Genomic DNA, 22,425 nt, shown 5'->3' with positions numbered 1-22,425 from the left:
AGCTCAACAAGCTGCGCGACGGCCTCGGCTCGCTGGCGACCGCCCAGTACCGCTCCGGTGGCATAGATTCCTCGGTCCAGCTCTTCCTGTCCTCCGACCCGGACGACTTCCTCGACAAGGCCTCCACGCTCGACCAGTTGAGCAGCCAGCAGGTCGAGGCCCTGAAGAAGATCCAGGACAAACAGCGCGAACTCGCCCAGGAGCGCGCCGAGGCCACCGAGAAGCTCAAGGACCTCGCCTCCACCCGTACGGAACTGGGCAACAAGAAGCAGGAAGTCCAGGGCAAGCTCGCCGAGGCGCAGAAGCTCCTCAACACCCTGACCGCCAAGGAGAAGGCGGCCCTCGCCGCCGAGCAGCAGCGCGCCGACCGCTCCTCCACCGAGCGCGTCGACATAGGCCACAGCGCCCCTGCCTCCGGCCGGGCCGGCGCGGCCTTCTCCGCCGCCCAGAGCCAGATAGGCAAGCCCTACGTCTACGGCGCCACCGGCCCCTCCTCCTTCGACTGCTCGGGCCTGACCTCCTGGGCCTACGCCCAGGCCGGCGTCTCCATACCGCGCACCTCCGAGGCCCAGGCGACCATCGGCACCCGGATCAGCTCCGTCAACGACCTGCAGGTCGGCGACCTGGTCTTCTTCTACGGCGACATCCACCACGTCGGCCTCTACGCCGGCAACGGCCAGGTGCTGCACGCCCCGCACACCGGTGCCGTGGTCCGCTACGAGGCGATGAGCGACATGCCCTTCCAGTTCGGTGTCCGGGTCTGACCCGTCCCTTCGTCAGGACGGGGTGACGTCCGAACGGGCGAATCCCCTGAACCGGAACTGACTCCACGCCCCGCCCATGACCTGCGTCAGCGGCGGGGCGTCCCGTTTTGTGCAGCCGCCCAGGTGTTTCGCCGCGGCCCTGTCGCACGGCTACTGTCTGGCGCGTTTCCCCGGCGTAGGGGCCTCCCCGTCCCCGGCGCTGGGGAAGCCTTCTCTTGTCCGCCAGCAGAAGGACTGCCGTGGGGTCCCATCGCCGCCTTGCACCGTCCGGGTTCGACCGGGGCGCCGGTGCCGCCCTGTGCGCCCTCGCCGCCGCGGCCGCCGCGCTCGGTGCCGTACCCGCACAAGCAGCGCCGCACGGCGGCACCCGTGCCGAGGTGGACCGCCTGTACACGGAGGCCGAGAAGGCGACCCAGGCCTACGACAAGGCCGAGGAGCGGGCCGGCACGCTGCGCCGCGAGGTCAGGGACGCCCAGGACCACATCGCCCGGCAGCAGCAGCGCATCAACACCCTGCGCGAGCAGCTCGGTTCGCTGGCCGGTGCCCAGTACCGCTCCGGCGGCATCGACCCGGCCGTCGCCCTGCTCTTCTCCGACAACCCCGACGACTACCTCGACAAGGCGGCCACCCTCGACCGCATCGGTGCCCAGCAGGCGGACCGGCTGCGCGAACTGCGCTCCGTGATGCGGGAACTCTCCCAGGAGCGCGCCGCGGCCGCCGGGAAGCTCGCCGCCCTGGAGCAGAGCCGCAAGGCGGTCGCCGCGCACAAGCGGACCGTCGAGCAGAAGCTCGCCAAGGCCCGGCGGCTGCTCAACTCCCTGCCCGCGACCGAGCGCGCGGCCTACGACCGGGCCTCCCGTTCCGCCCGCGCCGACCTGCCCGGCGTGCCCGATCTGGCCGGCGGTGCCGTCGACCCCGACTCCCGCGCCTCGGCCGCCGTCGCCGCCGCCCTCTCCGCCCTCGGCCGCCCCTACGTGTGGGGTGCCAACGGTCCCTCCGGTTTCGACTGCTCGGGCCTGATGCAGTGGTCGTACGGGCGGGCCGGGGTCCATCTGCCGCGCACCTCGCAGGAGCAGCGGTACGCCGGCCGGCAGGTCCCGCTCTCCCAGGCGCGCCCCGGCGACCTGGTCGTCTACCGCTCCGACGCCAGTCATGTGGGGATGTACGTCGGCAACGGCCAGGTCGTCCACGCGCCCTACCCGGGAGCACCGGTGCGCTACGACCCGGTCGGGATGATGCCGATCGCGTCCATCACCCGGCCCTGACGGCCCGCTGCGCACCGTACGATCGGGAAATGGCTGATCGCAGACGGAGGCGGGGGGTGTGGCGCACCGCGGCGGCGGGACTCTGTCTGCTGCTCGTACCACCCCTGTCCGGATGCGGCGGGCCGACGGCGGCCGACACCGCGCGGGCCCAGGTGCAGCAGGTGCTCGACCGGCGGTCGGCGGCCCTGCTCGGCCACGACGAGACGGCCTACGGTGCGACGGGCACCCGGAGCGAGTACGCCCGGCTGCGCGCGCTCCCGCTGACCTCCTGGACCTACCGGGTGACCGGCCTGCACGGCGGCGGCCCGGGCGCCACCGCCGACGCCGAGCTGCGCTACCGGGTCGCCGGCTACGACCGGGCCCCGGTCAGCGCCCGTCGCACCCTCGCCCTCGGCCGCACCGCGGACGGCCACTGGTACGTCACCGCCGACAGGCCCGCGCACAAGGCCGGGCAGCAGTTGTGGGACCAGGGTGCGGTGACGGCGGTCAGGGGCGCGCACAGCCTGGTCCTGGGGACCGGCCGGAGCGCGGGCGACCTGCGCGGCTACGCCCGGCTCGCCGACCGCGCCGTCCCGGCCGTCTCCCGCGCCTGGGGCACGGAGTGGACACGGCGGGTCGTCGTCCTCGTCCCGCGCACGCTGGAGGGCATGGCGGGCCTGCTCGGCTCGCCCGCCGCCGACTACCGGGGCATCGCCGCGGTCACCACCGGCGAGGCGGGTGGAGCGGGCGCGGCGCCGGCGGACCGGGTGGTCGTCAACCCGGAGGCCTATGCCCTGCTCGGCGCTGTCGGCAAGCAGGTCGTGCTCACCCACGAGACCACCCATGTGGCCACCAGGGCGCACACCACCGCCGCCACCCCGCTGTGGCTCTCCGAGGGCTACGCCGACTGGATCGGCTACCTCGGCACCGGCCGCACACCTCCCGAGGCCGCGCCGGAACTCGCCCGGGCCGTCCGGGACGGCCGGGTGCCCTCGGTCCTCCCCGCCGACGGCGACTTCCGCTTCAGCAGCGCCCCGGCCGGGCTCGCACAGGCCTACGAGGGCGGCTGGCTGGCCTGCCGGATGATCGCCGGCCACTGGGGAACGGCCCGGCTCGACGCCTTCTACCGGGCCGTCGGCGCCCACGCGAAGCGGGCGGGCGCCGTCGAGGACGCGCTGCAGAAGGTGCTCGGGACCACGCCCGGGGCGTTCACCGCGCGCTGGCGCGCCTACCTGCGCGCTCAGCTCGGCTGACCGAGCACCTCGATGGCCTCCCGCAGCCACTCCCGCTCCGCCGCGCCGGTGGCCCGGGCGACCCGCAGCATGCCCTGCCGGAAGAGGTCCCCGGTCTCCTCCGCGCGCACCGGTTCGCCGTCCCGGTAGAAGAAGCTCGACGGGGTCTGGAGGAAGTCGAGGCGTCGACGGAGCACCGCTGCCTGCTCGTCCGGGTCGGGCAGGTGGTGCAGGAAGGCCAGGACCGTGTTGAAGCGGACGTGGTCGGTGATCTCCACCTGTTTGGGGCGGCGCAGCCGCTCCAGCAGATCCGCGCGGCCCGGCCCGGTGAGGGACAGCACCCGGCGCTGGGCGGCGCTCGCGCCGTCCTCGGTGCGCTGGTCGAGCTTGCCCGCGGCGACGAGCCGGTTGATGGCCGGGTAGAGCGCGCCGTCGCTGACCGGGCGGACATGGCCGCTCAGCGCGGTGATGCGCTCCTTCAGCTCGTAGCCGTGCAGGGGCTCCTCGGCGAGGAACCCCAGGATCGACAGCTCCAGCACGCGAACTCCTCCTTGCAGCGGGACCGACAGCCATGCTACCTCTTTTCGAGCTACCTCGTTTCGATGTAGCTCGAAAAGAGGGGGACTTCGATGAACGCTCACCGCACCCGGCTGCTCTCGCTCGCCCACCCCGTCTACCTCTCGCTCCTCGCCTCGGTCGCGTCCGGAATCATCAACACCGTCTGGGTCTCCCGGCTCGGCGGCGCCGCCGTGGCCGCCGTGGCCGTCGCCACCAGCACCGAGAACGTGCTGCTCGGCCTCGCGCTGCTCTTCGCCTCCGGTACGACCGTGCTGGTCGCGCACGCCCGGGGAGCACGCGCCCCCGGCGCCGTGCGGGCCGCGGTGCGCGCGGGCACGGTGCTGTGCGGGCTGGTCACGCCGGTGGTCGTGGCGGGTGGGCTGCTGCTGCGCGAGCCGCTGGCCCGACTGGTCCTCGGTGACGGCCCCACGGCCCTGCACCTGGCGACGGCCTACTTCGCGATCTCCCTGCCGGGCATGACCGTCTTCTTCGCCCAGCAGCTCGTCGACGGCATTCTCAAGGGCACCGGCGACACCCGCACCCCGATGCGGCTCGCCCTGCTGGCCAACGGGCTGATCCTGCTCTGCGACCCGGTCCTGATCCACCTCTACGGCGTGCAGGGGGCCGCCGCCTCCACCGTGCTGTGCCGATGCGTGGCGCTGGTGGCGGGCCTGCGCGCCCTCGGCCGCAACGCCCTGCTGCGCACGGCCGCGCGATCCCGCCCCGCCGAGCCGATGCCCGCCGCCCTGCGCCGCACCCTCACCACCGGCCTGCCCATGTCCGCCGACTTCACCGTGCGCCAGGGCGGGGCGCTGATGCTGGTGGCGATCGTGGCGCGGCTCGGCGTCCCGGCGGTGGCCGCCTACGCGATCGCCTACAAGGTCCTGTACGTCGCCACGATGTCCTTCTACGCGGTACGGCAGGCCGCGGCGATCCACACCGCGCACACCCGGGGCGCGGGCAAGGACGCGCGCCGGGACATCGGCAGGCAGGCGATGCTCGTGTCCCTGGCCGCCGGCCTGAGCGCCGCGGTGCTGTTCGCCGCCACGGCCCCCTGGATCATGGCCGCCTTCGGCGCCGGACCCGACGCCGCCCGCCTGGGCGTGCTGTTCCTGCGCTGCATCGGCCCCTACCTGCTGCTGATGTCCTGCTGCATCGCGCTCGGCGGGGTCTTCGAGGGCAGCGGCGGAGCACCGGCACTGCTCCGGGTCACCCTGCTCGGCACCGCCGTCCAGCTCGCCCTGGCCCGCGCTCTGTCAGGGCTCGGCCTGCCCGGCATCTGCCTGGCGATGGCGCTCGCCATGGCCGTGCAGTGCGGGGCCGTGGCGGTGCTGCTGCGGCGGGCGGGGTGTCAGGAGGCGGAGGTCTCCTTCGTGCGCGCCGCCTGAGCGGGCAGCGGGCGCACGGTGGCCACCGGGACCGTGGACCGCCACAGCCTCCGGGCCGCCATGAGCGCGGCGGCGACCAGCAGACCGTTGCGGAGCAGCAGCAGCGTGACGCCGTAGGTGTCGCTCGCGACCACGTGCGCGAAGCCGCCCGGGAACTCCATGACCGTCAGCAGGGTCGCGACGAGGACCAGCACGGCGGGGATGCCCATCCGGCTGGCCCGGAAGCACACGCAGACGGCGGCCAGGCCGATCAGCCACACCAGGTACTGGGGGCTGATCACCCGGCTGGTGACCGTGAACAGCAGCACCGCCGCGAAGGCCGCGTCCGCGACCGTGTGCGGCGCGATGCGGGCCGCCCGCACCCGCCACAGCACCAGCCAGCCGAAGGCCGCCCCGGTCAGCGCCATCGCCGCAGTGCTGACCAGCCCGACGTACGGGCCGAGGAATTCGATCGACCCGTAGTTCAGCAGCACCGCGCCGTGCCAGCCGTAGTGCCGGGCCACATGGAAGACCAGGGCGCCCAGCGACTCCACCTCGGTGCCCCGCTCCCGCTGGAAGGTGAGGAAGGCGAACGCACCGGGCATGGTCACCGCGAACAGCGCGGCGATCGCGCTCGCGGTCACCGCGGCCGAGCCCCATGCCCGCCGCGCGGCGCCCGCCAGGAGCAGCGCCGGCCACACCTTCAGCAGCGCCCCGAAGGCCGCCAGCGCGCCCAGGACGCGGGGGCGCCGGGCGCCCGCGAGCAGGGCCGCCACCGCCACCGCGGTCACCATCAGGTCGTAGCGGGCGTACGCCGTCGGGCCGAGCAGCGGCACGCCCGCGACCCAGGTCCAGGCCCCGCGCAGCGATCGGCCGGGCCGCCCGCCCGTGTACAGCAGCAGGGACACCACGGCCAGGTCGGCCAGGCACGTCAGCACGAAGAAGGCGTGGGAGTAGCTCAGGAAGGGCAGGGCGGCGGGGGAGAGGATCGCGACGGCGGCGGCGGGCGGGTACTGCCAGGTCACGTCGCTCAGCGGAAACGTTCCCTGGCGCAGTACGTCGTACCAGCCCTGGTAGGTCACCGACACGTCGCCGGTGACGTCCACGCCGGGGAAGGCGAGCACGTGGAAGACGAGGAGCAGCAGCACCAGCCGGGTGACGCACCAGGACGCAAGGAGGAGCGCCGGCTTCCCGTTCGTCCTGTACACCCGCGCCCCTGTCCGTCCGGCTGCCCTGGCTCCGGGATCCATGATCCCCCGTGGTCCGTCCTGGTGCCGTGGAATACGGCCTCGGCCGCCCGCCCGCTCACCACAGTCTCTGAGCCGGGAAGCACCGCCGAGGCTACCGTTGTGGCGCTCTGCCGGCCGAGTCGGGTGGGCGGGTGGACGACGGCCGGGCCCGGTAGGGTCGGCGGCGATGCACAAGACGCTGATCGTGACCAACGACTTCCCGCCCCGGCCGGGCGGCATCCAGGCCTTCCTGCACAACATGGCCCTCCGGCTGGACCCCGGGCAGCTGGTCGTGTACGCCTCCACCTGGAAGCGCAGCCGGGAGGGCATCGAGGCCACGGCGGCCTTCGACGCCGAGCAGCCCTTCACCGTCGTACGCGACCGCACGACCATGCTGCTGCCCACGCCGGGTGCGACCCGGCGGGCGGTCGGGCTGCTGCGCGAGCACGGCTGCACCTCGGTCTGGTTCGGGGCGGCCGCGCCGCTCGGTCTGATGGCGCCGGCGCTGCGCCGGGCGGGTGCCCGGCGGCTGGTGGCCACCACCCACGGGCACGAGGCCGGCTGGGCCCAGCTGCCCGCCGCCCGGCAGTTGCTGCGCCGGATCGGCGAGTCCACGGACACGATCACCTATCTCGGCGAGTACACCCGCTCCCGGATCGCGGCCGCGCTCACGCCGGATGCGGCCGGGCGCATGGTGCAGCTGCCGCCCGGGGTCGACGAGAAGACCTTCCACCCCGGCTCCGGCGGCGAGGAGGTGCGAGCGCGGCTCGGGCTCACCGAGCGGCCGGTCGTGGTCTGTGTCTCGCGGCTGGTGCCGCGCAAGGGCCAGGACACGCTCATCCAGGCCATGCCCCGCATCCTGGCCGCCGAGCCGGACGCCGTGCTGCTCGTCGTGGGCGGCGGCCCCTACGAGCAGGATCTGCGCCGGCTGGCCCGCGAGACGGGCGTCGAGGCATCGGTCCGCTTCACCGGCTCCGTGCCCTGGTCCGAGCTGCCCGCGCACTACGGTGCCGGGGACGTCTTCGCCATGCCGTGCCGCACCCGCCGCGGCGGTCTGGACGTCGAGGGTCTCGGGATCGTCTATCTGGAGGCCTCCGCGACCGGGCTGCCGGTCGTCGCGGGCGACTCGGGCGGTGCCCCCGACGCCGTGCTCGACGGCGAGACCGGCTGGGTCGTGCGGGGCGGCGAGCCGGCGGAGGCGGCCGAGCGGATCGTGGCGCTGCTGGGCGACGCCGACCTGCGCCGCCGCATGGGGGAGCGCGGCCGGCAGTGGGTCGAGGAGAAGTGGCGCTGGGACCTGCTGGCGGAAGGGCTGAAGGATCTCCTGTAGGACGAGCGCCCCCAAGGGGAGCGGGTCTGTGTCGATCTGCGGCTCCGCCCCGCGGGCGCGATCAGCCACGACGCACCCGCAGTCGCCCGACCACGCGTACTCACCCGCACAGTTGGCGCCCTGCGCCCGCGCAGCCCCTTGGCGGAACCGGAAAATCCGCACATGCTGCGCGCATGACAGCAAAACTGATGCAGCGTCAGCTGAGTAGGCGTCACATCCTGGGCATGATCGCCCTCCAGACCGCCGCCGCGGCCGGTCTCACCCGCATCGGTCTCCAGTCCGCACAGGCGGCCGAACCGGCCGCCGTCGACAACTCTCCCGCCATCGTGGTCGGTTCCGGCTACGGCGGCGCCGTCGCCGCCCTCCGCCTCGGCCAGGCCGGCATCCGCACCCTCGTCCTGGAGATGGGCCTCCTGTGGAACACCGCCGGCAGCGACGGCAAGGTGTTCTGCTCCACCAGCGCCCCCGACCAGCGCTCCATGTGGTTCCGCACCCGCACCGAGGCCCCGCTGGCCACCTTCCTGTGGCTGGACGTCGTCAACAAGGACATCAGCCCCTACCCCGGAGTCCTCGACCGGGTCCACTACGACCACATGTCCGTGTACGTCGGCCGCGGCGTCGGCGGCGGCTCGCTGGTCAACGGCGGGATGGCGGTCACCCCGCTGAAGTCCTACTTCACCGAGCAGTTCCCGACCGTGGACGCCGACGACATGTACGGCACCTACTTCCCGCGCGCCCGCTCCATGCTCGGCGTCAACACCGTCGACCCGGCCTGGTTCGAGTCCACGGACTGGTACCGGTTCACCCGCACCTCCCGGAAGGCAGCCGCCAACGCCGGCCTGAAGACCACCTTCGTGCCGAACGTCTACGACTTCGGCTACATGCAGCGCGAGGCCGCCGGCACGGCCACGAAGTCCGCGCTCGCCGGCGAGGTCATCTACGGCAACAACTACGGCAAGCGCAGCCTCGACAAGACCTACCTGGCCGCGGCCCTCGGCACCGGCAACGTCACGATCCACACCCTGGAGAAGGTCAGGGCCATCACCAGGGCGAGCGACGGATCGTACGTCCTGACCGCCGACCGCATCGATGCCACCGGCACGGTCGTGGAGACCAAGCAGTACAGCTGCACGTACCTCTTCCTCGGCGGCGGCAGCATCGGCACCACCGAACTCCTCGTCCGCGCCCGGGACACCGGCACCCTGCCGGACCTGAACTCCGGGGTGGGGGCGGGCTGGGGCACCAACGGCAACACCATGCTCGGCCGCGCCAACCACGTCTGGGACACCGTAGGCGCCAACCAGGCCACCATGCCCGTCATGGGCATCGACGACTGGGCCAACGCCGACAACCCGGTCTTCGCCGAGATCGCTCCGCTGCCCATGGGGTTCGAGCACTGGATCAGCCTGTACCTGGCGATCACCAAGAACCCGGAGCGGGCGTCGTTCTCGTACGACTCCTCGGCCGGCGCGGTCAAGCTCGACTGGAACCCCGCCCAGAGCGCCGTGTCGGTCGCCATGGCCAAGAAGCTCTTCGACCGGATCAACGCGGCCAACCTGACCATCTACCGGTACGACCTCTTCGGCTCGACCAGCAAGATCTTCGCGGACGACTTCACCTACCACCCCCTGGGCGGCTGCGTCCTGGGAAAGGCCACCGACGACTACGGCCGGGTGAAGGGGTACTCGAAGCTCTACATCACCGACGGCTCGCTCGTGCCCGGCTCGCTCGGCGTGAACCCGTTCGTCACCATCACCGCGCTCGCCGAACGCACGATGGCGCGGGTCCTCGCCGAGGACACCGCGCCATGACGCACCGCCGGAACTCCCCGGCGCAAAGGTGACTACTTCGCGTAGATCGCCTCGATCTCGTCCGCGTAGTCCTTCGCCACCACGTTCCGCTTGAGCTTCAGCGACGGGGTGAGGTGGCCCGACTCCTCCGTGAACTGGGAGGACAGAATGCGGAACTTCCGCACCGATTCCGCCTTCGACACCGCGGCGTTGCCGTCGTCGACCGCCGCCTGGATTGCCGTGTGCAGATCCGGGTCCTCGCGCAGCGACGCCGCGGTGGAGCCCGCCGGCTTGCCGTGCTCCTCGGCCCAACGGCCCAGGAACTCCTCGTCGACGGTGACCAGCGCGCCCACGAACGGCCGCCCGTCGCCCACCACCATGCACTCCGCGACCAGCGCGTGCGCCCGGATGCGGTCCTCGATCACGGCCGGGGCCACGTTCTTGCCGCCCGCGGTGACGATGATCTCCTTCTTGCGGCCGGTGATCCTGAGGTAGCCGTCCTCGTCGAGGGTGCCGATGTCGCCCGTGTGGAACCAGCCGTCGGCCAGCGCCTCCGCGGTCGCGCCCGGGTTGTTCCAGTACTCCTCGAACAGGTGCTCGCCGTGCAGCAGGACCTCGCCGTCGTCCGCTATCCGGATCACCGAACCCGGCAGCGGCTGGCCGACCGTGCCGATCTTCTGCCGGTCCCAGGGGTTGAACGCGGTCGCCGCACAGGACTCGGTCAGGCCGTAGCCCTCCAGCACCGTGAAGCCGATGCCCCGGAAGAAGTGGCCGAGCCGCTCGCCCAGCGGGGCGCCGCCGGAGATCGCGTACTCGCCCCGGCCGCCGAGGACCGCGCGCAGCTTGCTGTAGACCAGCTTGTCGAACACCTTGTGCTTGATCTTCAGGCCCAGCGGCGGGCCCGACGGGGTGTCCAGCGCCTTGCTGTAGGCGATCGCCGTGTCCGTGGCCTTGTCGAAGATCGCACCCTTGCCGTCCGCCTGCGCCTTGGCGCGCGCGGAGTTGTAGACCTTCTCGAAGACGCGCGGGACACCGAGGACCAGCGTCGGCCGGAACGCGGCCAGCTCGTCCGTGAGGTTCTTGATGTCCGGGACGCAGCCCAGCTTGATCGGCGCCATCATCGGCGCGACCTGCACCAGGCGCCCGAAGACGTGCGCCAGCGGGAGGAAGAGGAGCACCGAGCACTCACCGGTGCGGAACAGCGGCCGCAGCCGCTCGACGATGTTCCCGCACTCGGCGAAGAAGCTGCGGTGGGTGAGCACGCAGCCCTTGGGGCGGCCGGTGGTACCGCTCGTGTAGACGATGGTCGCCGGGTCGTCGGCGCGGGCGAGCGAGGAGCGCTCGTCCACGGTCGCGTCCGCGACGTCCTGACCGAGCCGGCCCATCTCCTCCAGGCCGCCGGCCTCGATCTGCCAGACGTGCTTGAGGGCGGGCAGCGTCTCGCGCACCGAGTCCACGGCGGCCGCGTGGCTGTCCAGCTCCACGATGCAGGCGGTCGCGCCCGAGTCGGAGAGGATCCACTGCACCTGCTCCGGCGAGCTCGTCTCGTACACCGGCACGGTGACCGCGCCCGCGCTCCAGATCGCGAAGTCGAGGAGTGTCCACTCGTAGCGGGTCCGGGACATCAGGCCGACCCGGTCACCGGGCTGCACACCCGCCGCGATGAGGCCCTTGGCGGCGGTGCGCACCTCGGCGAGGAACTCCGTGGCCGTCACGTCCTGCCAGGCGCCGCCTGCCTTGCGGGCGATGACGGCGACGTCGGGATGCTGCGCGGCGTTTCTGCGGACGATGTCGGTCAGATTGCCGTCCGCAGGGACCTCGTACAAAGCCGGAAGGCTGAACTCGCGCAAGACTGCTGCTCCTCATAGGGCGCCGGCGCCACGACACTGTGTGATGCGACGGTGCGGTCCACGGCTCGGGCAAGTGCTCCGGATATTCACGCTTGGTTGAAACCCAGAGCACGACTGGACTGCCCGGACGTTACCCGCCGGTATGGCTTCTACGACAGGGGGTGCCGACGAGATGTTCCCTGCGTCACACGGGATGGCGTTCCTTCGCGCACAGTAGTCCACGGCCTAAGCGACCGGCGAGTAACCAGAGCCTGGGCTGGCACTGTTCACGCACACCCCACGCGCCTACCCTTGATCACCATGGCACCCACACGCTCCGGCAGCCGAAGGACACGCGTCCACGTGGTCAGTGACGTGCACGGCAACGCCCGTGACCTGGCCCGGGCCGGCGACGGAGCGGACGCCCTGATCTGCCTGGGAGACCTCGTCCTCTTCCTCGACTACGCCGACCACTCGCGCGGGATCTTCCCCGACCTGTTCGGCAGGGAGAACGCCGACCGCATCGTCGAGCTGCGCACCGCGCGCCGCTTCGAGGAGGCACGCGCCTTCGGTGCCCGGCTGTGGGCCGGCATCGGCTCCGACCGGGCCGCCGCGATCGAGAAGGCGGTGCGCAAGCAGTACTCCGAGATGTTCGCCGCCTTCCCGACACCGACGTACGCCACGTACGGCAATGTCGACATGCCGCCCCTGTGGAACGAGTACGCGGGATCCGGCACCACGGTGCTGGACGGGGAGCGGGTGGAGATCGGCGGCTGGACCTTCGGCTTCGTGGGCGGCGGCCTGCGCACTCCGATGCGGACGCCCTACGAGATCGACGACGAGGCGTACGCGGCGAAGATCGAGGCGGTCGGCGAGGTCGACGTGCTGTGCACGCACATTCCGCCGGAGGTCCCGGAACTGGTCTACGACACGGTCGCGCGCCGCTTCGAGCGGGGCAGCCGGGCCCTGCTGGACGCCATCCGCCGCACCAGGCCCCGCTACTCCCTCTTCGGTCATGTCCACCAGCCGCTGGTGCGCCGGATGCGGATCGGGGCGACCGAGTGCGTGAACGTCGGGCACTTCGCCGGTACGGGCAGGCCCTGGGCGCTCGAATGGTGAGAACCCCGGGACCGGGTGGGTGGGAGGGAAGGCCGGAGCGGGCGGGGGAGGGGCAGGGCGGGCGCGGTGAAGGCGGCAGGTCGGCGGCGCGGTAGCCTTCACGCTGCACACACGTGCGCACCCGGCGCACGAAGACTCTCTTCGGTCCGTATCTGGAGGAGCCACGGCGATGGCGGAACACACCAGTTCGAGCATCACGATCGAGGCGGCTCCGGCCGACGTCATGGCGGTGATCGCCGACTTCGCCCGCTACCCGGACTGGACCGGCGAGGTCAAGGAGGCGGAGGTGCTGGCGACCGACGAGCGGGGCCGCGCCGAGCAGGTCCGGCTCGTCATGGACGCCGGTGCCATCAAGGACGACCAGACGCTGGCGTACACCTGGGCCGGTGAGAACGAGGTCTCCTGGACCCTGGTGAAGTCCCAGATGCTGCGTTCGCTGGACGGCTCCTACCTGCTGAAGCCGGCCGGCGCGGGCGGCACCGAGGTCACCTACCAGCTCACGGTCGACGTCAAGATCCCCATGCTCGGCATGATCAAGCGCAAGGCCGAGAAGGTCATCATCGACCGGGCTCTCGCGGGCCTGAAGAAGAGGGTGGAGTCGGGAAGCTGACCCTTCCCGCCCACCGACCCGTTCGCCCGGCTGGGAGGACGCCCGACCACGCCGCGTGAGCCGGCCGCGGCCGGGTCGTGTGAGCGGTGGGTGGTCGGTCCCGCACGAGCCCGGTGGCCGGGTCGTGTCCGCGGCGGCTGGCCGGTCCGTGTGAGCGCCGTGAACCGGGTCGTGTGCGTGGCGGGTGGTCGGTCCCCGCGCGAGCCTCGTGGCCGGGTCGCCTGAGCGGTGGGTGGTCGTGCCGACGCGGTCGTCGGCGGTCGTGCCGTCCACGGCCCGCAGTGCCGGGTGCCGTGTCAACGCCGCCCGACCGCGGCACCCCGCGCCCCGGCCCTCCGTTACCGTTCACCCTCATGCGCACCATCCTGATCACGGGCCCGGGCGGCAGCGGTCGTACGACCATCGCCGCCGCCACCGCACAGCGCGCCGCAGGCGACGGCACCCGCACCCTCCTCCTCAGCGCCGACCGCACCGACACCCTCGGCACGGCACTGGGCACCGGAACAGGACCGGCCCCGACCGAAGCCGCCCCCCTCCTCACCGTGTGGAGGCCCGACGCGGCCGACCGCTTCCGGCAGGACCTCACCGCCTTCCAGACCCGCGCCGCGAACGTCCTGGACCTCCTCGGTGCCTCCCGTCTGGACACCGAGGAAGTCACCCCGCTGCCCGGCGCCGAGGAACTGTCCTTCCTGCGCTCCCTGCGGGACGCCGCCCTCTCCGAGCGCTACGACCTCCTCGTCGTAGACCTCCCACCCCTCCCGCAGGCCCTCGCCCTCCTCGCCCTCCCCGAGGAGCTGCGCCGCTACCTGCGCCGTCTGCTCCCGCCCGAGCGGCAGGCGGCCCGTGCCCTGCGCCCGGTCCTCGGCCGCCTGGCCGGTGTCCCCATGCCCGCCGAGTGGCTGTACGAGACGGCGGCCCGCTGGGACGTCGAGCTGGGCGCCGTCGAAGCGGTGCTCACCGACCGGAACACCGCCGTGCGCCTGGTCGCCGAGCCCGGTCCCGCCGGCGCCGACGCCGTCCGTACCGCGACCCTCGGCCTCGCCCTGCGCTCCCTGCGCACCGAGGCCCTGATCGCCAACCGCGTGCTGCCCGACAGTGCCTGCGACGCCTGGTCCGCCGGGCTTCTCGCCCAGCAGGGCAAGGTCCTGGCCGAGTGGGCGGAGCACCACGACACCCACGCCGTCCGCCACCTCGGCCGCGATCCGCACGGCACCGACGACCTCGCCGCCCTCGCCGTGCCCGCCGTCAACCCCGCGCCCGCCCCGGTCGGGTGGCCCGTGGCCGACCGGCTCGCCGAGGACGGCGTGCTCGTGTGGCACATCCCGCTGCCCGGCGCGATACGGGAGGACCTGGACCTGGTCCGGCGCGGCGACGAACTCCTGATCACCGCGGGCCCCTTCCGGCGGATCGTTCCACTGCCGTCCGCCCTGCGCCGGTGCACCGTCGCCGGCGCGGGGCTGCGGGAGGGCGAACTGCGCATCCGGTTCGCCCCCGACCCTGACCTGTGGCCCGTCGCCGGGCGGTGAACGCCGTACGCCTATTCGGGTAACGTCGTAGGGGCGAACCGTAGTCAGGAGTCCGCCATGAGCGAAGAGCGCCCCGCACCCGACCCCGTCGAGGAGACCGAGCAGCGGGCGACCGACGCCGACGCCTGGGCCACGGCCTGTGCCGAGGACCTCGCCGCCGAGAAGGCCCGCCGCCGCGCCGAGCGCGGTCCGACCCCGGGCTCCGCCGCAGAGGAACTGCGCAAATTCGTCGACACGGTGGCCGACAGGCTCTCCGGCCTGCAGTCCCCGCTCCTCGAGGCCGTCGCCGGACCCGCCGCCCAGCAGGTGGTGCGGCAGGTCGTCCAGCAGGCGAAGGCTGCCGTCGAACCTGTCATAGAGCGAAACCCGGAGGTCTTCGACCACCTCGCTGCGGCCGGCACCGAACTGCTGGCCGCCTACCGCTCCGCCGTCCAGGCCCAGGAGCACCGCTGGACCACCGGCGCGGCCGGTCCCGAGGACGACCGGCCCGGCCGTCCGGGCCGGGACGAGGGCACCGGCCCGGGCGAACGCATCGACCTGGACTGAAGGCCTCCCGCGGCAGGGCCTCGGGTACGGTTGGCCGTAGCGGGGCTCGACCGAAACTGAGGGATTCATGGGACTCACCATCGGCGTCGACATCGGCGGCACGAAGATCGCGGCCGGCGTGGTCGATGAGGAAGGCAACATCCTCTCGACCCACAAGGTGCCGACCCCGGGCACGCCCGAGGCGATCGTGGACGCCATCGCCTCCGCCGTGGAGGGAGCGCACGCCGGGCACGAGATCGTCGGCGTGGGCATCGGTGCGGCCGGGTACGTGAACCGGCAGCGCTCCACGGTGTACTTCGCTCCCAACATCGACTGGCGCCAGGAGCCGCTGAAGGAGAAGGTCGAGGCCCGCGTCGGCCTCCCGGTCGTGGTCGAGAACGACGCCAACGCCGCCGCCTGGGGCGAGTACAAGTTCGGCGCCGGCAAGGGCCACCGCAACGTCATCTGCATCACCCTCGGCACCGGCCTCGGCGGCGGCATCATCATCGGCAACAAGCTGCGCCGCGGCCACTTCGGCGTGGCCGCCGAGTTCGGCCACATCCGGATGGTCCCGGACGGCCTGCTGTGCGGCTGCGGCTCGCAGGGCTGCTGGGAGCAGTACGCCTCCGGCCGCGCCCTGGTCCGCTACGCCAAGCAGCGCGCCAACGCCACCCCCGAGGCCGCCGAGATCCTGCTCGGTCTGGGCGACGGCACCCCGGACGGCATCGAGGGCAAGCACATCTCCATGGCCGCCCGCCAGGGCGACCTGGTCGCCGTCGACTCCTACCGCGAGCTGGCCCGCTGGGCCGGCGCCGGTCTCGCCGACCTCGCCTCCCTCTTCGACCCCTCCGCCTTCATCGTCGGCGGCGGCCTCTCCGACGAGGGCGAACTGGTCCTCGACCCGATCCGCAAGTCCTACAAGCGCTGGCTGGTCGGCGGCAACTGGCGCCCGGTCGCCGACGTCATCGCGGCCCAGCTCGGCAACAAGGCGGGCCTGGTGGGCGCGGCGGACCTGGCCCGCGAGCCCGACCCGATCATGTAGTTCCCGCTTTCCGAGACAGGGCGACTCCCCGTGCCCCACAGGGGCGCGGGGAACCGCGCGATCAGCCGCGTACGACCCGCGGTCGCGAACGGACGAACGTCCCGGGCCGGAGGCGCAGTGAACCACGGGTCACGGCGTACATTGATCCGCATGCCGACCCCGCCGCTCCCCAACTCCCGTACAGAGCCGGACGGTTCCGCCGTCATCCGGGTCCTCAGCTACAACATCCGCTCGATGCGCGACGACACGGCCGCCCTCGCCCGAGTGATCACCGCCTGCGCCCCCGACCTGGTCCTCGTCCAGGAAGCCCCCCGCTTCTTCCGCTGGCGCAAGAAGCTCGCCCGGCTCGCCGCCGCCTCCGGCACGGTCATCCTCACCGGAGGCGCGACGGCCGCGGGACCGGCGATCCTGTGCACCCTGCGCGCCACCGTCGAGCGCACCGAGGACGTCCTGCTCCCGCTCACCCCTGGGCTCCACCGGCGTGGACTCGCCACCGCGGTGGTCCGCTTCGGCGCAGCCCGCCTGGGCGTCGTCAGCTGCCACCTCAGCCTGCAGAAGGACGAGCGCCACGAGCAGGCCGGCATGCTCCTCGACCGGCTCGCCGGCCTGGGTGTGGAGCACGCCGTCGCGGGCGGTGATCTCAACGAGCGGCCCGACGGCCCCGCCTTCCGGCGCCTCGCCGCGGCCCTCCGGGACTGCAGGGCCGCCGTCCCCTGGGGCGGCGAGTTCACCTCGACGCCCGCACACCCCCACCAGCGCATCGACGCCGTCTTCGCCACGAAGGGCATCGAGGTGCTCGGCTGCGGCGTGCCCCTGCACCAGCCGGGGATCACGGAGAGCGACCTGAGGGCGGCCACGGACCACCTTCCGGTCCTGGCCGCCCTCAGGATCCCTGCGGCATAGCCCGCGTCAGACCACGGCACCGCTTCCCGGGTCGACGTCATCGTCGTCGTCCGTCCGCATCCGGGCCACCAGCGTCACGAACCCGCCGAGGAAGCCGCCGATGCCGAGGGTGGTCAGCCACCAGGTCATCTCCCAGCCCAGCAGCACGGCGAGCAGCAGCAGGATCGGGCCGCCGACGACCCCGAGCCAGGCGAACCTGGCGGTCGTGTCGGCCGTGGGCAGCGGCGGCGGTTCGGGCGGCACGAAGTGGCCCTCGTCGTCCTCGTCGAAGTCGTCCTCGGACGGCTCCGGCGCGGTGTGGTCGCGCGGGCCGACGCCCGGTGCGAACGAGACCGAGCTGCCGAGCGGCCGCGGTTGCCCGGAATCGGCGGCGCCCTCGCCCGGGGGGTCCTTCTCTAGCAGCGCGAGGTCCTCCACCGATTTGAAGGGCTTGGCGCCCGGCGGGTCCGCCGGCTCGTCGCCGTACCCCGCGACGATGGCCTGCCAGGCAGCCTCCTCGTCGAAGGGCACTCCCTTCTCGTCCGGCTCGCGGTCCTCGCGGTCGGAGTCGTGCTCAGCCAACTGCGGCCGTCCCTTCCTTGCCGACACTGGGTGCGAGCCGGCCGATGAAGGCGAGGCTCTCCTCGAAGATCCGGTCCGCATCGTGGTCCAACGTCGCCACGTGGTAACTCTGTTCCAGCACGATCTCCGTTACGTCCCTCGAGGACACCCGGCTCAGCACACGGGCCGAGTCGGCCGCCGGAACCACATGGTCCTGGGCGCTGCGCAGCAGCAGCAACGGCTGGGTGACCTGGGGCAGCTCGCCGTCCAGCCGGCGCAGGAACACCCGCAGGGAGTGCGCCGCGTGCAGCGGCACCCGGTCGTAACCCAGCTCCGCCGGACCGCCCTTGGCGATGTCGCTGGCGATGCCCTTCGTCGTCCGCACGAGGTGCCGCGCCACCGGAAGGGCGTACGCCGACAGGCCGTGCACCCGGTTCGCCGGGTTGACGAGGATCACCCCGGCGATCCGCTCGCCCGCCTTGGCGGCCAGCCGCAGCGCCAGCGCACCGCCCATCGACAGGCCGCCGACGAACACCCGGGAGCAGCGGTCGCCCAGCAGCCGCAGCTCGCGGTCCACCTCCGCGTACCAGTCCTGCCAGCCCGTGAGCTGCATGTCCTCCCAGCGGGTGCCGTGCCCGGGCAGCAGGGGGAGCGACACGGTCAGGCCGTGCGCAGCGTGGTGCTCCGCCCAGGGGCGCAGCGACTGGGGCGAGCCGGTGAAGCCGTGACAGAGGAGGATTCCCACCTCCCCGCCCTCGTGGCGGTACGGCTCGGCTCCGGGAAGAACCGGCACCTTCGGGACTCCTTTGTTCCTGAGATGCGTGCAGAACGGGCGGATGTGCTTCACCGTACGCGACCGCACTGACACCGACCAGGGTCGTCGGGGTCATTGACGGCACTCCGGGTTAAGGTCTGATCGACGGAAACAGGAGGCACGCGGGTGATGTACGGCACGATGAAGGTTGCCATCGGGGGGCCGCTGAAGGTCGCCTTCAGGCCTTGGGTGGAGGGGCTGGAGAACATTCCGGCCGAAGGTCCCGCCATCCTGGCGAGCAATCACCTGTCCTTCTCGGACTCGTTCTTCCTGCCCGCCGTCCTCGACCGCAAGGTCACCTTCATCGCGAAGGCCGAGTACTTCACCACCCCCGGCGTGAAGGGGCGCCTCACCGCGGCCTTCTTCAAGGGCGTCGGACAGCTCCCGGTGGACCGCTCCGGGGCGCGAGGCGCCGGCGAGGCCGCGATCAAGAGCGGCATAGAGGTGCTGGAGCGCGGCGAGCTGTTCGGCATCTACCCGGAGGGCACCCGCTCTCCCGACGGCCGCCTGTACCGCGGCAAGCCCGGCGGCCTCGCGCGCGTGGCGCTCGCCACCGGCGCGCCGGTCATCCCCGTCGCCATGATCGACACCGAGAAGATCCAGCCGCCCGGCAAGGTCGTACCGAAGCTGATGCGCCCGGGCATCCGCATCGGCAAGCCCCTGGACTTCAGCCGCTACCAGGGCATGGAGCACGACCGGTTCGTGCTGCGCGCGGTGACCGACGAGGTCATGTACGAGATCATGAAGCTTTCCGGCCAGGAGTACGTCGACATCTACGCGACCGCCGCCAAGCGGCAGATCGCGGACGCGGCGAAGGCGGCCAGGGAAGCGGAGAAGTCCGCCAAGGAGGCGGAGAAGAAGGCCGAGGCCTAGCGGCCGGACCGGGGGGAGCGGGGGCCGTGCCCAAGCGCGAGCGCGTCATGAGGATGTCCGTCGAGCAGCCGATGTGGCGTGCGCTCGCCGGATACCGCGTGCTGACGATGCTGTACGCGATCGCCCTGTTCGTCTCCCGGTACGGCAAGTTCGTACACCCCTGGGTCGCGGTCGGCTACTACGCGGTCCTCTTCGTGTGGACCCTGGCCACGCTGCCCAAGGTCGCGAGCGCCGCGCACTGCACCCGGCGCTTCCTCGCCGTCGACCTGGCCATCGGGCTCACCGGCATCCTTCTCACGCCGGTCGCCGCCTCCCACGCGCGCATCGTGGCGGGCACCCCGACGCTGCCGTCGATATGGACGGCCGGTGTGGTCCTCGGCTTCGCGCTCAAGGGCGGCTGGCGCTGGGCGGTGCTGGCCTCGACGCCGGTCGCCATCGCCAACGTCGTCCAGCGGGGCACCCCGACCCGGGCAACGATCCACGCCGTCCTGCTGGTCTGGATCGCCTCCGTGGCCATCGGCTACGTCGTGGAGGTCGCCCGCGCCTCCGAGCGCACCCTCGCCCGCGCCCTGGAGATCGAGGCCGCGACCCGGGAGCGGGAGCGGCTGGCCCGCGACATCCACGACAGCGTGCTCCAGGTGCTGGCGATGGTGCAGCGGCGCGGCGCGGTCATCGGCGGTGAGGCGGCCGAGCTGGGGCGTCTGGCCGGGGAGCAGGAGGTGGCGCTGCGCACGCTGGTCTCCGGCGGTCTGCTGCCGGTCTCCCGGGTCTCGGAGGACGCCGCCGCCGGCGCCGTCGTCCGCGCGGTCGAGGAGCCGGACGACGACGGCCCCGTCGACCTGCGCATGCTGCTCGCCCCCCATGCCGGTGCCCGGGTCAGCCTCGCCGAGCCCGGCGCCCCGGTGCCGCTGCCGCAGGCGGCGGCGCGGGAGCTGGCCGCCGCGGTCGGGGCCGCCCTGGACAATGTGCGCAGACACGCGGGCCCGGAGGCCCGGGCCTGGATCCTGGTCGAGGACGAGCCCGGCGAGATCGTGGTCACCGTCCGGGACGACGGCCCCGGCATCCCCGTGGGCCGGCTCGCCCAGGCCGAGGGCGAGGGCCGGCTGGGCGTGGCCCAGTCGATCCGGGGACGCCTGCGCGACCTCGGCGGCAGCGCAGAGCTGATCTCCGTCCCCGGGCAGGGCACGGAAGTGGAGTTGAAGGTACCCAAGGGCGCCGAGCGGGCGCGGGGGAAGGCGGAGAAGCGATGACACAGCAGCAGGACCCGATCAAGGTCATGGTGGTCGACGACCACCCCATGTGGCGCGACGCGGTCGCCCGGGACCTGAGCGAGTCCGGCTTCGAGGTGGTCGCCACCGCCGGCGACGGCGAACAGGCGGTCCGTCGTGCCAGGGCCGCCGCCCCGGACGTCCTCGTCCTGGACCTCAACCTGCCCGCCAAGCCCGGCGTCCAGGTGTGCAAGGAACTGGTCGGCCACAACCCGGCTCTGCGCGTCCTCGTCCTGTCGGCGAGCGGCGAGCACGCCGACGTCCTGGAGGCCGTGAAGTCCGGCGCGACCGGCTACCTGCTGAAGTCGGCGTCGACCGAGGAACTGCTGGACGCGGTGCGCCGTACCGCCGTCGGCGACCCGGTGTTCACCCCGGGCCTGGCCGGGCTGGTCCTCGGCGAGTACCGGCGCCTGGCCTCCGAGCCCGCGCCCGCCGCCGACGCCGACGAGCCGGGGGCACCCCGGCTGACCGAGCGGGAGACGGAGGTGCTGCGGCTGGTGGCCAAGGGCCTGAGCTACAAGCAGATCGCCGAACGCCTCGTCATCTCCCACCGCACCGTCCAGAACCACGTCCAGAACACCCTCGGCAAGCTCCAGCTGCACAACAGGGTCGAGTTGGTGCGGTACGCGATCGAGCGCGGGCTCGACGACGCCTGAAACCGCCTGGTCAAGCCACCTCCTGACAATTCACCGGAATCACCCTTCCCGCCTCTCGCTGTGTGACGCGAATCACCATTACCGTGACTGGGCGTCAGGCAACCGCGGCGAAGGGACATTTCCATGCGGGTCGGAGTACTGACCGGAGGCGGCGACTGCCCCGGGCTCAACGCCGTCATCCGGGGCATCGTCCGCAAGGGCGTGCAGGAGTACGGGTACGACTTCGTCGGCTTCCGGGACGGCTGGCGCGGACCTCTCGAAGGCGACACCGTCCGCCTCGACATCCCCGCGGTGCGCGGCATCCTGCCCCGAGGCGGCACCATCCTCGGCTCCTCGCGCACCAACCCCCTCAAGCAGGAGAACGGCATCCGCCGTATCAAGGAGAACCTGGCCAAGCTGGAGGTCGAGGCGCTCGTCGCGATCGGCGGCGAGGACACCCTCGGCGTCGCGGCGCGGCTCTCCGACGAGTACGGCGTGCCCTGCGTCGGCGTGCCCAAGACCATCGACAACGACCTGTCCGCCACCGACTACACCTTCGGCTTCGACACCGCCGTCGGCATCGCCACGGAGGCCATCGACCGGCTGCACACCACCGCCGAGTCCCATATGCGGGTCCTGGTCTGCGAGGTGATGGGCCGCCACGCCGGCTGGATCGCCCTGCACTCCGGGCTGGCCGGCGGCGCCAACGTCATCCTCATCCCGGAACAGCGCTTCGACCTCGACCAGGTGTGCGCCTGGATCACCTCCCGCTTCAAGGCGTCGTACGCCCCGATCGTCGTGGTCGCCGAGGGCGCCATGCCGAAGGACGGCGACGTGGTCCTCAAGGACCAGTCGCTCGACTCCTTCGGGCACGTGCGGCTGTCCGGGGTCGGCGAGTGGCTGGCCAAGGAGATCGAGAAGCGCACCGGCAAGGAGGCCCGCACCACCGTCCTCGGGCACATCCAGCGCGGCGGCACCCCCAGCGCCTTCGACCGCTGGCTCGCCACCCGGTTCGGCCTGCACGCCATCGACTGCGTCCGGGACCGCGACTTCGGCAAGATGGTCGCCCTGCGCGGCACCGACATCGTCCGCGTCCCGATCGCGGAGGCCACGGCCAGGCTGAAGACGGTGGACCCGGCCCTCTACGACGAGGTCGGGGTGTTCTTCGGCTGAGCCGGACCGGGGTCTTCCCCGGCCGAAGCGGGCTCGCTCCCGGCGCCGGACGGC

Annotated in this window: 21 protein-coding genes; 16 read left to right on the top strand and 5 right to left on the bottom strand. The window is 72.5% G+C overall.

Features of this window, described 5'->3' with window-relative positions; genetic code table 11:
* From AB0H32_RS34980 to AB0H32_RS34970, 3 genes are all read left to right on the top strand, one after another.
* Positions 1-764: NlpC/P60 family protein (locus tag AB0H32_RS34980; protein WP_361129306.1), on the top strand; the 764-nt coding region annotated here is incomplete at its 5' end.
* Between the two features lie 239 nt (positions 765-1,003).
* Positions 1,004-2,029: an NlpC/P60 family protein gene (locus AB0H32_RS34975; protein ID WP_361129303.1), complete on the top strand. Its 1,026-nt coding sequence runs from the start codon at positions 1,004-1,006 to the stop codon at positions 2,027-2,029.
* Positions 2,030-2,058: 29 nt separating this feature from the next.
* On the top strand, positions 2,059-3,261 hold the full coding sequence (locus AB0H32_RS34970; RefSeq protein ID WP_361129300.1) for a hypothetical protein: 1,203 nt from the start codon (positions 2,059-2,061) through the stop codon (positions 3,259-3,261).
* Here AB0H32_RS34970 and AB0H32_RS34965 read toward each other — a convergent pair.
* Entirely contained in the window at positions 3,249-3,779 is a 531-nt protein-coding gene (locus AB0H32_RS34965) for a PadR family transcriptional regulator (RefSeq protein WP_361129297.1), read from the bottom strand. The genes AB0H32_RS34970 and AB0H32_RS34965 overlap by 13 nt on opposite strands.
* Before the next feature lie 90 nt (positions 3,780-3,869).
* On the opposite strand from AB0H32_RS34965, the gene AB0H32_RS34960 reads away from it, so the two are divergent.
* Positions 3,870-5,186 carry an MATE family efflux transporter gene (locus AB0H32_RS34960; protein WP_361129294.1) on the top strand — a complete coding sequence of 439 codons (1,317 nt, stop codon included), beginning with the start codon at positions 3,870-3,872 and terminating at the stop codon, positions 5,184-5,186.
* Here AB0H32_RS34960 and AB0H32_RS34955 read toward each other — a convergent pair.
* Positions 5,150-6,373, bottom strand: coding sequence for a glycosyltransferase 87 family protein (locus tag AB0H32_RS34955; RefSeq protein WP_361129291.1), 1,224 nt, complete (start codon positions 6,371-6,373; stop codon positions 5,150-5,152). The genes AB0H32_RS34960 and AB0H32_RS34955 overlap by 37 nt on opposite strands.
* Positions 6,374-6,581: 208 nt before the next feature.
* Here AB0H32_RS34955 and AB0H32_RS34950 point away from each other — a divergent pair, with 208 nt between their 5' ends.
* A complete protein-coding gene (locus tag AB0H32_RS34950; protein ID WP_361129289.1) occupies positions 6,582-7,724 on the top strand; it encodes a glycosyltransferase family 4 protein in 1,143 nt (380 codons plus the stop codon).
* A 224-nt stretch (positions 7,725-7,948) separates the two neighbouring features.
* On the top strand, positions 7,949-9,535 hold the full coding sequence (locus AB0H32_RS34945) for a GMC oxidoreductase (protein ID WP_361129309.1): 1,587 nt from the start codon (positions 7,949-7,951) through the stop codon (positions 9,533-9,535).
* A gap of 32 nt (positions 9,536-9,567) precedes the next feature.
* Here AB0H32_RS34945 and AB0H32_RS34940 read toward each other — a convergent pair whose 3' ends face one another.
* A complete protein-coding gene (locus AB0H32_RS34940) occupies positions 9,568-11,364 on the bottom strand; it encodes an AMP-binding protein (protein WP_361129286.1) in 1,797 nt (598 codons plus the stop codon).
* A gap of 300 nt (positions 11,365-11,664) precedes the next feature.
* Between AB0H32_RS34940 and AB0H32_RS34935 the strand changes: the two genes are divergently transcribed.
* The 6 genes from AB0H32_RS34935 (at position 11,665) to AB0H32_RS34910 (ending at position 17,068) form a co-directional block, all read left to right on the top strand.
* Positions 11,665-12,462: a metallophosphoesterase gene (locus AB0H32_RS34935; protein WP_361129283.1), complete on the top strand. Its 798-nt coding sequence runs from the start codon at positions 11,665-11,667 to the stop codon at positions 12,460-12,462.
* A 169-nt stretch (positions 12,463-12,631) separates the two neighbouring features.
* Positions 12,632-13,072, top strand: a complete 441-nt coding sequence (locus tag AB0H32_RS34930) for an SRPBCC family protein (RefSeq protein WP_361129280.1) — start codon at positions 12,632-12,634, stop codon at positions 13,070-13,072.
* Between the two features lie 353 nt (positions 13,073-13,425).
* Positions 13,426-14,598 (top strand): ArsA-related P-loop ATPase, encoded by a 1,173-nt coding sequence (locus tag AB0H32_RS34925; protein ID WP_361129277.1) that lies wholly within the window; start codon positions 13,426-13,428, stop codon positions 14,596-14,598.
* 57 nt (positions 14,599-14,655) lie between these two features.
* Positions 14,656-15,144 carry a DUF5304 domain-containing protein gene (locus tag AB0H32_RS34920; RefSeq protein WP_361129274.1) on the top strand — a complete coding sequence of 163 codons (489 nt, stop codon included), beginning with the start codon at positions 14,656-14,658 and terminating at the stop codon, positions 15,142-15,144.
* Between the two features lie 67 nt (positions 15,145-15,211).
* The gene (locus AB0H32_RS34915; protein ID WP_361129272.1) at positions 15,212-16,165 is read left to right on the top strand and encodes an ROK family glucokinase; all 954 of its coding nucleotides are present in this window, start codon (positions 15,212-15,214) and stop codon (positions 16,163-16,165) included.
* A 150-nt stretch (positions 16,166-16,315) separates the two neighbouring features.
* Complete coding sequence (locus AB0H32_RS34910) at positions 16,316-17,068, top strand: endonuclease/exonuclease/phosphatase family protein (RefSeq protein ID WP_361129269.1); 753 nt, start codon at positions 16,316-16,318, stop codon at positions 17,066-17,068.
* Positions 17,069-17,074: 6 nt separating this feature from the next.
* Here AB0H32_RS34910 and AB0H32_RS34905 read toward each other — a convergent pair whose 3' ends face one another.
* The gene (locus AB0H32_RS34905) at positions 17,075-17,629 is read right to left on the bottom strand and encodes a hypothetical protein (RefSeq protein WP_361129266.1); all 555 of its coding nucleotides are present in this window, start codon (positions 17,627-17,629) and stop codon (positions 17,075-17,077) included.
* Positions 17,622-18,401 carry an alpha/beta fold hydrolase gene (locus AB0H32_RS34900; protein ID WP_361129263.1) on the bottom strand — a complete coding sequence of 260 codons (780 nt, stop codon included), beginning with the start codon at positions 18,399-18,401 and terminating at the stop codon, positions 17,622-17,624. Before AB0H32_RS34900 ends, AB0H32_RS34905 begins: the two co-directional genes overlap by 8 nt.
* A 150-nt stretch (positions 18,402-18,551) precedes the next feature.
* Here AB0H32_RS34900 and AB0H32_RS34895 point away from each other — a divergent pair, with 150 nt between their 5' ends.
* From AB0H32_RS34895 to AB0H32_RS34880, 4 genes are all read left to right on the top strand, one after another.
* Positions 18,552-19,295, top strand: coding sequence for a lysophospholipid acyltransferase family protein (locus tag AB0H32_RS34895; protein ID WP_361129260.1), 744 nt, complete (start codon positions 18,552-18,554; stop codon positions 19,293-19,295).
* Between the two features lie 26 nt (positions 19,296-19,321).
* Positions 19,322-20,545, top strand: coding sequence for a DUF5931 domain-containing protein (locus AB0H32_RS34890; RefSeq protein ID WP_361129257.1), 1,224 nt, complete (start codon positions 19,322-19,324; stop codon positions 20,543-20,545).
* The gene (locus tag AB0H32_RS34885; protein WP_361129254.1) at positions 20,542-21,219 is read left to right on the top strand and encodes a response regulator transcription factor; all 678 of its coding nucleotides are present in this window, start codon (positions 20,542-20,544) and stop codon (positions 21,217-21,219) included. The genes AB0H32_RS34890 and AB0H32_RS34885 overlap by 4 nt, the downstream gene beginning before the upstream one ends.
* A 123-nt stretch (positions 21,220-21,342) precedes the next feature.
* Positions 21,343-22,371: a 6-phosphofructokinase gene (locus AB0H32_RS34880; RefSeq protein ID WP_361129251.1), complete on the top strand. Its 1,029-nt coding sequence runs from the start codon at positions 21,343-21,345 to the stop codon at positions 22,369-22,371.
* Positions 22,372-22,425: the final 54 nt, after the last annotated feature.

The organism is Streptomyces sp. NPDC020362 (assembly GCF_040642095.1).
GTDB lineage: Bacteria > Actinomycetota > Actinomycetes > Streptomycetales > Streptomycetaceae > Streptomyces.
This window is presented reverse-complemented; position numbering and strand designations above follow the sequence as displayed.